The following is a 15,694-nucleotide window of genomic DNA, read 5'->3' as shown; positions in this document are numbered from 1 at the left end:
GTACTGGACGTACTTGGCCCCGTGCCCGGCGGCAATCGGTGCGGCGGGTGGCGCGCACGGCGTCGCCAGGCGGACGGGCAGGGTCGGACACGGGCAGGCGCCGTAGGTCCGAAGTCCCGTCGTCCGCCCGGAGGGCGGGCCCAGCGGCGTCTGGTGCGTGCTGTGGGGCCCCGGTCGGAGGCCGGCGGAGGCGGAGGGCCGGGCGAAGGCCCTCGCACTGGACGTATCTGGGACTTCGCCCCGTGTGGCGAGCGGGGGTCCCCCGGCCGGAGGCTCGGGAGCGTGCCAGGTGTCGCGGGGCTGGGGGAGGGACTTCGCGTGGTACGGCCTAGTGGGCGCCGACGCCGGCCTCGCGGGTGGGGGCGAAGGGCCGGGCGGGGGCGGGGAGTTCGTCGCCGGACAGCAGCGCGGCGAGTGCGTCCGCGGTGACCGCGCACAGCTGCACCCCGATGCGGAAGTGCCCGGTGGCGAGCAGCAGGTCCGGGACGGACGTGGCGCCGATCAGCGGGCGGTCGTCCGGCGAACCGGGCCGCAGCGCGGCGCTCACCTCGGTGAACGCCAGACCGGTGACGTCGGGCAGTACCGCGCGGGCCTTGTCCAGCAGTTCGGCGAGGCCGCCCGCGGTGACGGTCGTGTCGTAGCCGCGCTCCTCGTAGGTCGCGCCCACGACCAGTTCGCCGTCGGCGCGCGGCACCAGGTACACGGCCGAGCCACCGAGGAAGCCCCGGGTGGTGCGGGTGAGGAACGGTTCGTCGGAGCGCAGGCGCAGGATCTGTCCCTTGACCGGCCGGATCTCCGGGACGACTCCGGGCGGCAGGCCGCCGAGCAGATGGGTCCAGCAGCCGGCCGCGAGGACGGTGCGGTCGCCGGTGACCGTGCCGCCCCCGGCGAGCCGAACACCGGTGGCGCGGCCCTCGATCAGCACGTCGGTGGCCCGGTCGGTGACGAGCGTGCCGCCGAGCCGCTCGATCGCGGCCAGCAGTGCCGCGGTCAGCCGCCGGGGGTCGACCGCCCCGTCGTCGGGGGCGAGGAGGCCGCCGCGCACCGAGGGCGCGAACCTCGGTTCGTACGCGCGGCATTCCTCGGCGGTGAGGGTCTCGGTCCGGATTCCGTGCGCCTGGTGGAAGCGGTGCGCGCGGTCGAGGTCCGCCATGGCCGCCGCGTCGAGGGCGACGTCCAGGACGCCGTCGCGGCGGTGTCCGGTGGACCGGCCGGACACCTCCTCCAGTTCCGCGACGAACGAGGGGTAGCGCTCGCGGGAGGCCAGGTACAGGCGCCGCAGGGGTTCGTCGTCGTGGAGCTGTTCGTTGGCGGGCGGGAGCATGCCCGCCGAGGCGTGCGACGCCCGGCTCGCGGGCTCGGGGTCCACGACGGTGACGTCCAGTCCCGCGGCGAGCGCCCGCCACGCCGTGGCGAGGCCGATCACCCCGCCGCCGACGATCACTGTGTGCATGTCCGGTCCCTTCTTCGGGTGGGTCGTCGGGTGGGCGGTCGCCACGCGGGCCACCCGTCAGGCGAGCCGTCGCGCGAGGTGCCCGGCCAGCTCGGCGGGGCTCGGGTAGTCGAAGGACAGGGTGGCCGGCAGACGCAGTCCGGTCGCGGTCGCCAGCCTGCGGTTCAGCTCCAGGTTGGTGAGCGAGTCCAGGCCGATCTCGCGGAACTCCAGGCCGGGGTCCACCGTGTCGGAGGCCCGGTGGCCGAGGACGGCGGCGACCTCGGCACGGACGAACTCCAGGACGGCGGCGTCGCGTTCGGCCGCGGGCAGCCCCGCGAGCCGCTCACGCAGCGCCTCGGCCCCGGCGGGCCGCCCGGCCGGGGTCCCGGCGGGAGCGGGGGCGGCCAGGTCCCGGAGCAGGTCCGGGAGGAACCCCGCCCCGTCGCGCAGGGCCGCGTCGTCCAGCCGTACGGGGGCCAGCGCGGGCTCCGTACGGGAGACGGCCGCGTCCAGCAGGGCCAGTCCCTGGGCGGCGGAGATCGGCGCCAGTCCGTTGCGCCGCATACGGGCGAGGTCGGCGGTGCCCAGTTGCGCGCCCATGCCGTCCGCCCACAGGCCCCAGGCGAGCGAGACGCCGGGGAGGCCGACGGCGCGGCGGCGGTGCGCGAGGGCGTCCAGGAAGGTGTTGGCCGCGGCGTAGGCGGCCTGTCCCGCGCTGCCGATCAGTCCGGACACCGACGAGAACAGGATCAGGTCGCAGCGGGTCAGCTCGTGCAGGTTCAGCGCCGCGTTGATCTTGGGGCGCAGGACCCGTTCGACCTTGCGGGGGGTGAGTTCGGCGACGGTGCCGTCGTCGACGGCACCCGCGGCGTGCACGACGGTGGTGAGCGGATGCCGGTCGGGCACGCTCGCCAGGACGCGCTCCAGGGCCGCGCGGTCGGCCGCGTCGCAGGCCACGACCCGTACGTCCGCGCCGAGTTCGGTCAGTTCCGCCGCCAGCTCGGCGGCCCCGGGGGTGGCGGGACCGCGCCGGCCGAGCAGCATCAGGCGGCGGACACCGTGGCGGCGTACGAGGTGGCGGGCCACGAGGGCGCCCAGGGCGCCGAGGCCGCCCGTGACGAGGACGGTCCCCCCGGTGTCGGGGCGGCGCGCGGACGTCCCGGGCGGGCAGCGGACCAGGCGCGGGCGCGACAGACCGCCGTCGCGGACGGCGAGCTGGGGCTCCCCGGCCTCCACGCCGGACACCAGGGCGCCGCCGAAGGACTCGACGTCGTCCACGTCCACCAGGTGGAACCTGCCGGGGTGTTCGGACTGGGCGGCGCGCACCAGGCCCCAGACGGCGGCGCCGGCGAGATCGGGCACGTCCTCCCCGGTACGCGCCGCGGCGGCGCCCCGGGTGACGAAGACCAGGCGGGCACCGCCGAGCCGATCGTCGTCGAGCCACTCCTGCACCAGGACGAGCGCTCGCTGTGTCGCGGCACGCGCCTCGGCGCTCTCGTCGGTGCAGGACACCACGACGATGTCGGGCACGGTGTCGCCGGCGCGCAGACCGGCGTCCAGGTCGCGCAGCGAGGGGTAGCTCCCGATCTGTCGGCCGGCGGCCTTCAGGGCGCCGGTCACGCCGAGGTGGTCGGTGCCGAGGAAGGCCCAGCGCGCTTCCACCGGGGCGTCGTCGTCGGACGGCACCCGCACGGGGTTCCAGGTGACGCGCAGGAGGGTGCCGCCCAGGCCCTCGCGGTCGAGCTGCTCGGCGGTGACCGGGCGGAACGCGAGCGAGCGGACCGAGGCCACCTCCCGTCCCCCGGTGTCGGTGAGGGTCAGCGACACCGCGTCGTCACCGTTCGGCGCCAGGTGCAGGCGGACGTCGCGGGCGCCGGAGTTGCGCATCCGCACCCCTCGCCAGATGAACGGCAGCAGCAGGGCGTCCCGCCGGTCCTCGGACGGCAGCAGCGCTCCGTGCAGGGCGCCGTCGAAGAGGGCGGGGTGCAGAAGGTAGGAGGCGGCTCCGCCGGTCGCGCCGTCCAGCGCGATGTCGGCGAAGACCTCCTCGCCCCGCCGCCAGGCCGCGCGCAGCCCCCGGAACGCGGAGCCGTACTGGTATCCGCGCGCGTCGAGCAGGGCGTACAGGTCGTCGGTGCGGACCGGGACGGCCCCGGCGGGCGGCCAGGGTCCGGCAGCGGAGGGGACGTGGTCGGCCGGGTCGGTCATCGCTTCTCCCGCGTGCTGGTCAGGGACCGCTCTGCGGCGGATTGAGGATCGCGACGGTGACCTCGCCGTGGCTGTCGCCGCCCCGGTCGTCCCAGTAGCGGCACTTGGTGCGGATCACTACGAGGGCGTCGCGGATGTCGCTGCCGTCCCACTCGGCGACGTCGGCCACCTCGATCTCGCCGTGGAACAGGCGTGCGCCCATCGGCCGGCGGAACGTGCTGCGGAAGTCGGTGATGAGGATGTCGCCGAGCTGGCGGGCCCAGAAGTCGTCCATCGTCCAGCGCGCGAACGGTTCCAGCACGCGTTCCCGGACGGATTTCGCGATGAGGTAATAGAACATCTGGTTGTAACAGATGTTGAACTCGACCGAGTTGAAGTGTCCGGTGTCGTCGATGTAGCACGACTCGGGGATCCGGAAGGTGCAGGCGGCGCCGACTCCGGGCTGGCCGTCGGGCCCGCTGTCCACGCCGACCACGGCCGACTTCAGGTATTCGCAGTTCTTCGCCCGGTAGGGGCGCAGCACCTGGGCCAGCAGATCCTCGTCGGTGGGGTAGCGCAGCCCCGGGTCGGCCGTGCGGTCCATCGTTTCCGCCATTGCCGGTCTCTCCCTCTCAAGGTCGTTCCGTGCGGAGCGTGTTCCTCAGGTCGTGTCCCTCAGGTCGTGTCCCTCAGGTGGTGTCCCTCAGGTCGGTGTCGTGCGGCGGGCGGCCCGGAGCAGGTCCTCGACGCCCATGCTCCTGATGTCCTCGGCCCGGTCGTCGCGGCCCGGCTCCGGCCGGGGCTGCGGGGTGCTCACGGAGTCCGGCGGGCCGGTCTCCGTGAGGCGCATCAGGGTGTCCAGCAGCCCGGACTCGCGCAGCCGGGCGAGCGGGATCGTGGCGAGCGCCGACCGGACCGAGTCCTCGTCCGGGGCGGGCCGCGTCTCCTCGGGGAGCAGTTCGGACAGCAGGAACTTCGCCAGTGCGGCGGGCGTGGGGTGGTCGAAGGTGAGTGTCGCGGACAGCCGCAGCCCGGACGCGGCGCCCAGCCGGTTGCGGAGTTCGATCGAGGCCAGCGAGTCGAGCCCGAGGGCCGTGAACGGGGCCCCGGGGTCGATGGCGGAGGGATCGTCGTGCCGGACGGCCGCGACCTCGGCGCGCACCAGGTCGAGCAGCAGCGACTCCCGTTCGTCCTCGCCCGCGAGTGCGGCGAGCCGCCGTTCGAGGGTGGGTCCCGCGGCGGCGGGACGGGCGGGTCCGGCGGGCGCGGGAGGTACGAGGCCGCGCAGCAGCGCCGGTATGTCGTCGCGGGCGGCACGCAGCGCCGCCGTGTCGAGCCGCACCGGCACCGGCAGCGGCTCGCGGGCCGCCAGCGCGTCGTCGAACAGGGCCAGCCCTTCGTCCGGTGACAGGGGTGGTACTCCCGAGGCGCGGACGCGGTCGCGGTCGGTCTCGCCGAGGCGCCCGCCCATGCCGGCCCTCTCGTCCCACAGCCCCCACGCGAGAGACACCGCGGGCAGGCCGAGCGAGCGGCGGTGCACGGCGAGCGCGTCGAGGAAGGTGTTGGCGGCGGCGTAGTTGCCCTGCCCCGCGCCCATCATCAGACCGCTGACCGAGGAGAACAGCACGAACGCCGACAGGTCCGCTCCCCGTGTCAGTTCGTGCAGGTTCCAGGCGGCGTCGGCCTTGGCGCGCAGCACTCCGTCCAGCCGGACCGGGGTCAGCGAGTCGATCAGCCCGTCGTCCAGGACACCCGCCAGGTGCACCACCGCGGTGAGGGGCCGGTCCGCCGGTATCCCGGCCAGGAGGGTGGCCAGCGCCTCGCGGTCGGCCGTGTCGCAGGCCGCCACCTCGGTCTGGGCGCCCAGACCGGTCAGTTCGGCGGCCAGGGCGGCGGCGCCGGGCGCCGCCGGGCCGCGACGTCCGGCCAGTACCAGCCGGCGGACACCGTGCGCCGTGACCAGGTGGCGTGCCACCAGCGCGCCGAGCCCGCCGGTCCCGCCGGTGATCAGGACGGTGCCGTCGGGATCCCAGGTCGTCGCGGCCGTGGGTCCGGCGCCCTTCACCAGCCGGGGCACCAGGGCCCCGCCGTCGCGTACGGCGATCTCGGGTTCGGTGACGGGTAGCGGCGGTGCCGTGCCGCCCGGGCCGTCCAGGTCCAGCAGGACGAACCGGCCGGGGTTCTCCGCCTGCGCCGCCCGGACCAGGCCCCACACCGGTGCCTGCCGCACGTCGATCCGGCCGTCGCCGGTGTCCACGGCACCGCAGGTCACGACGGCCAGCCGGGAGCCGGCGAAACGCTCGTCGGCCAGCCAGCCCCGCAGGACCTCCAGCACCGCGGTCGTGGTCGCGCGCACACCGGGCGGGACGTCACCGGAAGGCGCCGGGCAGGGGAACAGCACGAGTTCGGGCACGGGTGCCGCCGCTTCCGCCAGCGCGGTGAGATCGGCGTACCGGGGCGCGTCGTCGTACCAGGGGGCGACCGCTGCGCTCGGGCCGGTGCCGACGACGGCGAGGCGGCCGGCGGTGTCGGCGGGGCCGGGTGGCAGCGGGGTCCAGCCGACGCGGAACAGCGGGCCGCGCCGGGTGCTCGTGAGCCGATCCGCCGACAGGGGCCGGGTGACCAGGGACCGCACGGTCGCCACGGGCCGGCCGGACTCGTCGGCGATCAGGAGCGATGTGCCGTCGCCGTCCGCGGCCCTGCGGGTGTGCACGCGTACGGCGGACGCGCCCGTGCTGTGCAGTGTCACGCCTTCCCAGGTGAAGGGGACGCCGGTCGCGCCGTCGTCGTCCAGGGCGTCCGCGTGCAGCGCCGCGTCCAGCAGGGCGGGATGCAGACCGAACCGGGCCGCGTCGTCGCGGGCCGCGTCCGGCAGGGCGATGTCGGCGAAGACCTCGTCACCGCGGCGCCACGCGGCCCGAAGGCCCTGGAAGGCCGGGCCGTAGCCGTACCCACGGGCGGCGAGCAGTTCGTAGGCGTCGGTGACGTCCACGGCGTCGGCCCCGGCGGGCGGCCATACGGCGAGGTCGAACGCGGGCTCCTGTGCCTCGGCCCCCAGGACGCCGGTGGCGTGCCGGGTCCACGGCAGGTCGGGCTCGCCCTCGGGGCGTGCGTGGACGGCGACCGTCCGGGCGCGGGTGCCGTCCGGCTCGTCCACGGTGACCCGCAGGGCCACGGCGCCCCGGTCGGGCAGCACCAGCGGTGCCTCCAGCGTGAGTTCCGTGAGCGTGCCGCAGCCGACATGGGCGCCCGCCGTGAGGACCAGCTCCACGAAAGCGGTACCCGGCAGCAGCACCGAGCCCAGCACGGCGTGGTCGGTCAGCCAGGTCTGGACGTCCGCCGACAGCCGGCCCGTGAGCACGACCCGGTCCGAGCCCGGGGTGTCCAGCGCGGCGCGCAGGATCGGATGGTCGACCGGTTCCAGCCCGGCGAGGCCGACGTCGCCCGGGGCCGGATCACCCGCGTCCAGCCAGAAGCGGCGCCGCTGGAACGCGTACGTCGGGAGGTCGATCGAGGCGTCACGGGGCCGCCCCGCGAAGAAGGCGTCCCAGTCCACGTGCGCGCCGCGGGCGTGGAGCGCGGCCACACCGGACACCAGCTCGTGCTCCTCGGGCCGGTCGCGGCGCAGCAGCGGGACGAACGCGGTGTCGCCGTCGACGCACTCCCTGCCCATCGCCGACAGGACCGCGTCGGGGCCGGTCTCGACGAACGTGGTCACGCCGAGCCCCGCCAGATACTTCACGCCGTCGGCGAACCGGACCGGTTCGCGGACGTGGCGCACCCAGTGGTCGGCCGAGCCCTGGTCGGTGATCCCGCCGGTCAGGTTGGACACGACCGGGATGTGCGGACGGCCGTACGTGAGGGTCTCGGCGACGCGGCGGAAGTCGTCCAGCATCGGTTCCATCAGCGGGGAGTGGAACGCGTGGGAGACCCGCAGGCGGGTGGTCCGCACTCCGTCGGCGGCGAGCCGGGCGGCCGTGTCGAGCACGGCCTCCGCCTCACCCGAGATGACCACCGAGGACGGGCCGTTCACCGCCGCGATCGCCACCCCGTCGCCCAGCAGGGATGCGACCTCGGCCTCGGGGGCCCGGACCGCGACCATCGCCCCGGTGCGCGGCAGTGCCTGCATCAGCCGGCCGCGTGCCGCGACCAGCGTCGTGGCGTCCGTCAGCGACAGCACGCCCGCGACGTGCGCCGCCGCGATCTCGCCGATCGAATGACCGAGCAGGTGGTCGGGCCGCACTCCCCAGGACTCCAGCAGCCGGAACAGCGCCACCTCGACCGCGAACAGCCCGGCCTGGGTCCAGACGGTCTCGTCGAGCAGTCCGGGTTCGTCCCACAGCACCTCGCGCAGAGGGCGTTCCAGCTGCTGGTCCAGCAGGACGGCGACCGCGTCGAACGCCTCGGCGAACGCGGGGAACCTCCCGTACAACTCCCGTCCCATTCCGGGCCGTTGCGCGCCTTGACCGGTGAACAGGAACGCGAGGCCGCCGCCGGTCGCCGGTCCCTGGATCACGCCGTGCGGCGGGTCCTGCCCGACAAGGGCGTCCAGAAGGGCGTCCAACTCGCGCGCCAGGTCCTCGTGGCCGGACCCGACGAGCACCGCGCGGTGTTCCAGCGCCGCGCGGGAGGTCGCCAGCGCGTGTCCGACGGCGGCCGGGTCCCGGGTGCCGAGGTCGTCCAGTCGTGCACGCAGCCGGACGGCCTGGGCCCGCAGAGCCTCCGGCGTGCTGCCCGCGAGCACCCACGGGACCGTACCGCCCGCGACGGGCGCGGGCCCGGGGTCCGGTAGCGGGGCGGGCGCGGGTGCCGCTTCGACGATGACATGGGCGTTGGTCCCGCTGATCCCGAACGAGGACACACCCGCCCGGCGTGGACGGCCGTCCACCTCCGGCCACTCCCGCGCCTCGGTCAGCAGTTCCACCGCACCCGCCGACCAGTCCACCTGCGGAGACGGCGCGTCCACATGCAACGTGCGCGGCAGTACACCGTGCTCCATCGCCTTGACCATCTTGATGATCCCCGCGACACCCGCCGCCGCCTGCGCATGCCCGATGTTCGACTTGATCGACCCCAGCCACAGCGGACTGTCCGCCGCACGGTCCTGCCCGTACGTCGCCAGCAACGCCTGCGCCTCGATCGGATCACCCAGTGTCGTCCCCGTGCCGTGTCCCTCGACCACATCCACCTGGTCCGACGACACCTGCGCACTCGCCAACGCCTGCACGATCACCCGCTGCTGCGACGGACCGTTCGGCGCCGTCAGGCCGTTGGAGGCGCCGTCCTGGTTCACCGCGGAACCACGCACCACCGCCAGCACGGGGTGACCGTTGCGCCGGGCGTCCGACAACCGCTCCACCAACAGCATGCCGACGCCCTCGCCCCACCCCGTACCGTCCGCCGCGGCCGCATACGACCTGCACCGACCGTCACGCGACAGACCACGCTGCAGACTGAAGTCGACGAACGTGTCGGGGGTGGCCATCACGGTCACGCCGCCGGCCAGCGCGAGGGAGCACTCGCCGCGCCGCAGCGACTGCATGGCCCAGTGCAGGGCCACCAGCGAGGACGAGCACGCGGTGTCCACGCTCACCGCGGGACCCTCCAGGCCGAGCGTGTAGGCGACGCGCCCGGTGGCGACGCTGCTCGCGCTGCCGTTGCCCAGGTAGCCGGCCAGGTCCTCGGGCACCTTCGCGAGCCGGGTCGCCCAGTCGTGGTACATGATCCCGGCGAACACGCCGGTCGTGGTGCCGCGCACCGACAGCGGATCGATCCCGGCGCGTTCCAGGGCCTCCCACGACGCCTCCAGCAGCAGGCGCTGCTGCGGGTCCATCGCCAGGGCCTCGCGGGGGCTGATCCCGAAGAGGCCCGCGTCGAAGTCGGCGGCGCCGTGCAGGAATCCTCCCTCGCGGATGTAGCTCTTGCCCGGCCTGCCCGGCTCGGGGTCGTAGAGGTCCGCCACGTTCCAGCCGCGGTCCTCGGGGAAGGCCGAGACACCGTCCCGGCCCTCGGCCACCAGCTTCCACAGGTCCTCCGGGGACTCCACCCCGCCGGGATAGCGGCAGGCCATCGCGACGATCGCGATCGGGTCGTCGCCGTGGCCGTCCCCGGAGCCCGATCCGGAGCCGGTGACCGCGGCGGGCTGCGGTACGGCAGGGGCCGTACGCGGGCCGGACGCCCTGGCCAGGACGTGGGCGGCGAGCGCGGCGGGGTTCGGGTAGTCGAAGACCAGGGTCGAGGGCAGCCTCAGTCCGGTCGCCGCGTTGAGCCCGTTGCGCAGCTCCACCGCGGCGAGCGAGTCGAAGCCGATCTCGCTGAAGGCGCGGCGCGGCTCGATCGCGTCCGCACCGTCGTGTCCGAGGACCTGGGCGACCCGGGTCCGGACCAGGTCCAGGACGACACGGTCGCGTTCGGCCTCGGGCAGTGCGGCGAGCCGGGCCGTGAGGGGCGTTCCGCCGGCGGCCGGGGCGGACGGTGCGCCCGTGGAGGCGGACCGGCGGACCGGGCCGCGGACCAGGCCGCGCAGGACCGAGGGCACACCGTCGGCGCGCTCCCGCAGCGCGGCGGCGTCCACCCTGACGGGGACGGCCACGGCCTGCCCGGCGCTCAGGGCCAGGTCGAACAGGGCGAGGTTCTCGGCCGGTGTGAGGGCCACCAGACCGGAGCGGCCCGCTCGGCGCAGGGCGGCCTCGTCAAGCCGGGCGCCCATGCCGTCTCCGGACCACAGGCCCCAGGCCAGCGACGTCGCGGGGAGGTGCACGGCACGGCGGTGCTCGGCCAGGGCGTCGAGGAAGACGTTCGCGGCGGCGTAGTTGCCCTGCCCGGGGCCGTCCATGATCCCCGCGACGGAGGAGTACAGCACGAACGCCGACAGGTTCAGGTGCCGGGTCAGCTCGTGCAGGTGCCAGGCCGCGTCCGCCTTGGGACGCAGCACCTCGTCGACCCGCTCGGGTGTGAGCGAGCCGATCAGGCCGTCGGCGACCACGCCCGCGGTGTGCACGACACCCGCCAGGGGGTGCTCCGCGGGGATCCCGGCCAGCAGCGCCGTCAGCGCCTGCCGGTCCGAGGCGTCGCAGGCGGCCACGGTGACGGAGGCGCCGAGTTCCGTCAGTTCCGCGGCGAGGTCGGCGGCACCGGGCGCGTCCGTGCCCCGGCGGCCGGCCAGCAACAGGTGCCGGACACCGTGTTCGACGACCAGGTGCCGGGCGAGGTGGCCGCCCAGCCCGCCGGTGCCTCCGGTGATGAGCACCGTGCCCGTGGAGTCCCAGGGGGTGTCCGGGGCGGTGCCGTGCGCGGGGACCTCGGCCAGCCGGGGGACGAGGACGGTGTCACCGCGGACCGCGAACTGGGGTTCGCCGGTGGCGAGCGCGGCGCGCAGGGCTCGGGCGGGGGCGGGGGCGGGGCCGGCGTTGGCGCCGGTCCCGATGCCGGTTCCCGTGCCGGAGCCGGTTCCGGTGTCGAGGCCGATTCCGGTGCCGATCCGGGTGTCAGCCCCGGCCCCGGTCCGGGTGTCGGTGCCGGGGCCGGTGTCGGTCCCGGGACCAGTGCCGGATCCGGTGTCGGGGGCGAGGTCCGCCAGGACGAAGCGGCCGGGGTGTTCGGCCTGGGCCGAGCGGGTCAGGCCCCAGAGCGGGGCGCTGCCCAGATCGGGGGTCTCCCCCGGTCGCGCGGCGACCGCGCCCCTGGTGACGACCACCAGCCGGGAGGAGGCCAGCTGTTCCTCGGCCTGCCAGCGCTGGAGCAGTTCGAGCAGCCGGTGGGTCGCGGCCCGCGCGGCCCGGTGGGGCTCGCCCTCCGTCGGCGGGAACGGGACCAGTACCGCTTCGGGTACGGCCGCGCCGGACGCGATGGCCGTACGCAGGGCGTCGAGGTCGGCGTGCACCGTGGCGTCCGGTCCGAACTCCTCGGTGCCGAGGGCGGCCCAGCCGCTCCGTGCGGGAGCCGTGTGCGCCGGCGCGGGTTCCCAGCGCAGCCCGAGCAGCGACGGACTCGGCGCCGTACCGGTGAGGCCTTCGACGGGGACGGGGCGTTCGACGATCGAGGCCACCGACGCGACAGGGGCGCCGGAGGTGTCGGTGATCTCCAGCGACACCCCGTCGGGGCCCGCCGGGGAGATCCGTATCCGCAGGGCCGTGGCGCCGGAGGCGTGCAGGGTCACACCGGTCCACACGAACGGGAGCCAGACCTCATCGTCCGCCCGGACCCGGTCCCCCACGAGGTCGGCGGGGCGCAGCGCGGAGTCCAGGAGCGCGGGGTGCAGTCCGTACCGTCCGGCCTGGGTACGGGCCTCCTCGGGCAGCCGGGCCTCGGCGAACACCTCGTTCCCGCGGCGCCACGCCGCGCGCAGGTTCTGGAACATGGGGCCGAACGCGTAGGCGGAGCCCGCCTGGTGCAGCGAGGAGACGTCGACCGGCTCGGCGTCCGGTGGCGGCCACGGGGTCGTACCCGTACCAGGCATCGGCGGCGTCGTGTCAACGGGGCCGGGCGGTGCGAGGACCGCGCTCGCGTGCCGGGTCCAGGCGCCGTCGCCCTCCGGGCGGGCGTGGACGTCGGCGGAGCGGCGGCCCGAGGCGTCGGGCCGGCCGACGACGACCTGCACGCTCACGCCGCCTTCGGCGGGCAGTGCCAGCGGTACCTCCAGCGTGAGTTCCTCCACGGTGGCGCAGCCGACCTCGTCCCCGGCCCGGATCACCATGTCGACGAACGCCGTCCCCGGCAGCAGGACGGTGCCGGCGATGACGTGGTCGGCGAGCCAGGGCTGGGAGCGTACGGACAGCCGTCCGGACAGCACCGTCGCGCCGGTGTCCGCGAGGCCGATCGCCGTGTCCAGCAGCGGATGGCCGGTGCCGTCCCGTCCCGTCCGGGCCGCGGTGTCGTCGAGCCAGTAGCGGCGTCGCTGGAACGGGTAGGTCGGCAGGTCCACGCGTCGCGCGCCGCGTCCGGCGAAGAAGTCCTGCCAGTTCACGCCGGTGCCGCGGGTGTGGGCGAGCGCCACCGCCGCGACCAGTTCGCGTTCCTCCGGCCGCCCCGCCCGCAGGAGGGGTACGAAGGCCGCGTCGGTGTCGTCGCCCAGGCAGTCGGGGCCCATCGACGACAGCACGGCGTCGGGGCCGAGTTCGAGGAACGTGGTGACGCCCTCGGACTCCATCCACCGGACGCCGTCGTGGAACCGGACCGCCTCGCGGACGTGCCGCACCCAGTAGTCGGCGTCGGGCACGACGGGCCGCCCCGTCAGGTTCGACACGATCGGGATCCGGGGCGGAGTGTGGTCCATGACCTGGGCGATACGCCGGAACTCCGCCAGCATCGGCTCCATGAGCGGCGAGTGGAACGCGTGCGAGACCCGCAGCCGCCGGGTCCTGCGCCCTTCGGCGGCGAAGCCGTCCGTGATGCGGACCACCGCGTCCTCGTCGCCGGAGACCACGACCGACGCGGGCCCGTTCACGGCGGCGATCCCGGCGTTCCCGGTGAGGCGCGGCAGGACTTCCTCCTCGGAGGCCCCGAGCGCGACCATGGCGCCGCCAGGCGGCAGCTCCTGCATGAGGCGGCCTCGGGCGGCGACGAGCAGTGCGGCGTCCTCCAGGGACAGCGCGCCGGCCACATGGGCGGCGGTGAGTTCGCCGACGGAGTGTCCTGCTACGTGGTCGGGGACGATGCCCCAGGACTCCACCAGGCGGAACAGCGCCACCTCGACGGCGAACAGGCCGGGTTGGGCGTAGGCGGTCTGCTGGAGGAGTGCGGCGCGGGCGGGGTCGGTGGCGAACAGCACGTCGAGCAGCGGGATGTCGAGCTGTACGTCCAGGTGGGCGGCGGCCTCGTCGAGAGCTCGGGCGAACACCGGGAACGTCTCGTACAACTGCCGTCCCATGCCGGGGCGTTGGCTGCCCTGGCCGGTGAACAGGAACGCGGTACGGGGGTCGGTGACCGGGCCGAGGGACGGCGGTCCGCCGTCGGCGAGGTCCGCGAGGGCGCGCAGCGCCTCCTCGCAATCGCCGGCGACGACTGCCGCGCGGTGCCCCAGGGCGGCCCGGGTCGTGGCCGCGGAGTACGCGACGTCGACCAGCGACGGCGCGTCGGGCGCATCCAGCAACGCCCGCACCCGCGCCACCTGAGCCCGCAACGCGGACTCCCCCCGCGCCGACAACACGAGGGGCGTCACCCGGCCCGCGACGACCCCGACCTCCGTACGACCGGGGCCAGCGGCGTCGAGGTCGGCTGCGCCCGGACGACGGGGATCAGTCGCGGCGAGACCGGCAGCACCCGGGCGCTGGGAGCCAGCCGCGGCGGGACCGGACGCACCGGGCCCAGCGGCGCCGAAGCCAGTGGCGCCGGGGTCGGCGGTGTCGAAGTCGCGGGCCTGCTCGATGATCACGTGGGCGTTCGTGCCGCTCGCGCCGAACGAGGACACTCCCGCTCGGCGTGGTTCCTCGCCGGACTCCCACGGCACCGGGCCGGTCAGCAGCCGTACGGTCCCGGCCGACCAGTCGACGTGCGGGGACGGCGTGTCCACGTGCAGGGTCGCGGGGAGCGTCCCGTGCCGCATCGCCATGATCATCTTGATCAGGCCGGCGGCCCCGGCGGCCGCACCGGTGTGCCCGATGTTCGACTTGACCGAGCCCAGCCACAGGGGCCGCTCGGCGGTGTGCCGGCTCCCGTAGGCGGCGATCAGGGCACGGGCCTCGATCGGGTCGCCGAGGCGGGTGCCGGTGCCGTGTGCCTCGACGGCGTCCACCTGCCCGGCGGTCACCCCCGCGTCGGCCAGCGCACGGTGGACGACCCGCTGCTGCGCGAGCCCGTTCGGCGCGGTCAGGCCGTTGCTCGCGCCGTCCTGGTTGATCGCGCTGCCGCGCACCACCGCGAGGACGGGGTGCCCGGCGCGGCGCGCGTCCGACAGCCGCGCCAGCACGAACACGCCCGAGCCCTCGGCGAAGCCGGTGCCGTCCGCGGCGGCGGCGAAGGCCTTGCAGCGGCCGTCCGGGGCCAGACCGCGCTGCCTGCTGAACATGGTGAACGTGCCGGGGCTCGACATCACCGTCACCCCGCCGGCCAGGGCGAGTTCGCACTCGCCGCCGCGCAGCGACCGCACCGCCAGGTGCAGCGCGGTGAGCGACCCCGAGCAGGCGGTGTCCACGGTCAGCGTCGGCCCTTCTAGGCCGAGGGTGTAGGCGACACGGCCGGACACCACGCTGGGCAGGTTGCCGAGCATCAGGTGTCCGTCCAGGCCGTCGGGCGCCTGATGGGTCTTCGGCCCGTACTCGTGCGGCTCCACCCCGATGAACACGCCCGCCTCGGTGCCGCGCAGCCGGCCGGGGTCGATGCCGGCCCGTTCCAGCGCCTCCCAGCAGGTCTCCAGCAGCAGCCGCTGCTGCGGGTCCATCGCCAGGGCCTCCTTGGGGCTGATGCCGAAGAAGGCCGCGTCGAAGTCGGCGACGCCGTCCAGGAAGCCGCCCTGGCGGACGTAACTGGTACGGGGGACGTCCGGGTCGGGGTCGTACAGGGCGTCCAGGTCCCAGCCCCGGTCGGTCGGGAAGCCGGAGATCACATGGGTGCCGTCCGCGACGAGCCGCCACAGGTCCTCGGGCGAGGTGACGCCGCCAGGGAAGCGGCACCCGATCCCGATGACGGCGATCGGCTCGTCGCCGTCGGCGGCCGGCCGCACCGGGGCGGGCGGCCGGACGGCGGGGAGCCCCAGCGCTTCGGCGCGCAGATACTCGGCCAGTTCCGCCGGGCTCGGGTAATCGAATCCGATGGTCACCGGCAGCGGGAGACCGGTCACCGCCGTCAGCCTGGAATGCAATTCGACCAGGCCGATGGAGTCGATTCCGATATCCCGGAAGGGCCGTTCCGCGTCGATTCTCTCCGGCGCCCCGGGATCGGCCCTCCGCAGTACGGCGAGCGTTTCGGCGCGCACCAGGTCGAGCAGCAGGCGATGCTGCTCCGAGGCCGATCCGGCGGCCGGGACGGCGGAGAATTCGCCGTCGTCCGGCCCACCGGTCCCACCGAATTCACTCATGCGCGCACTCCACGATCGTGACACCGTTCGCCGACGTCTTCCACGGCCCCGTGACGCGG

General features: G+C 75.1%; 4 protein-coding genes. All 4 read right to left on the bottom strand.

What is annotated here, in order from left to right:
- Positions 1–328: 328 nt before the first annotated feature.
- A complete protein-coding gene (thiO, locus tag IE278_RS25660) occupies positions 329–1,453 on the bottom strand; it encodes a glycine oxidase ThiO (RefSeq protein ID WP_189775624.1) in 1,125 nt (374 codons plus the stop codon).
- Positions 1,454–1,510: 57 nt separating this feature from the next.
- Positions 1,511–3,643 carry a type I polyketide synthase gene (locus tag IE278_RS25655; RefSeq protein WP_189775623.1) on the bottom strand — a complete coding sequence of 711 codons (2,133 nt, stop codon included), beginning with the start codon at positions 3,641–3,643 and terminating at the stop codon, positions 1,511–1,513.
- A 19-nt stretch (positions 3,644–3,662) separates the two neighbouring features.
- Complete coding sequence (locus IE278_RS25650; protein WP_246570641.1) at positions 3,663–4,238, bottom strand: FcoT family thioesterase; 576 nt, start codon at positions 4,236–4,238, stop codon at positions 3,663–3,665.
- Between the two features lie 87 nt (positions 4,239–4,325).
- Complete coding sequence (locus IE278_RS25645; RefSeq protein ID WP_189775622.1) at positions 4,326–15,635, bottom strand: type I polyketide synthase; 11,310 nt, start codon at positions 15,633–15,635, stop codon at positions 4,326–4,328.
- Between the last annotated feature and the right edge of the window lie 59 nt (positions 15,636–15,694).

Origin of the sequence: Streptomyces tauricus, from assembly GCF_014650955.1 — a bacterium.
In the GTDB taxonomy this organism is placed as follows: Bacteria; Actinomycetota; Actinomycetes; order Streptomycetales; family Streptomycetaceae; genus Streptomyces; species Streptomyces tauricus.
The sequence above is the reverse complement of the archived record's forward strand: the minus strand, read 5'-3'. Positions and strand labels throughout refer to the sequence as shown.

Coding starts and splice junctions, on each gene's coding strand:
- thiO (WP_189775624.1), bottom strand. CDS start 1,453: ATGCACACAGTGATCGTCGGCGGCGGGGTGATCGGCCTCGCCACGGCG.
- IE278_RS25655 (WP_189775623.1), bottom strand. CDS start 3,643: ATGACCGACCCGGCCGACCACGTCCCCTCCGCTGCCGGACCCTGGCCG.
- IE278_RS25650 (WP_246570641.1), bottom strand. CDS start 4,238: ATGGCGGAAACGATGGACCGCACGGCCGACCCGGGGCTGCGCTACCCC.
- IE278_RS25645 (WP_189775622.1), bottom strand. CDS start 15,635: ATGAGTGAATTCGGTGGGACCGGTGGGCCGGACGACGGCGAATTCTCC.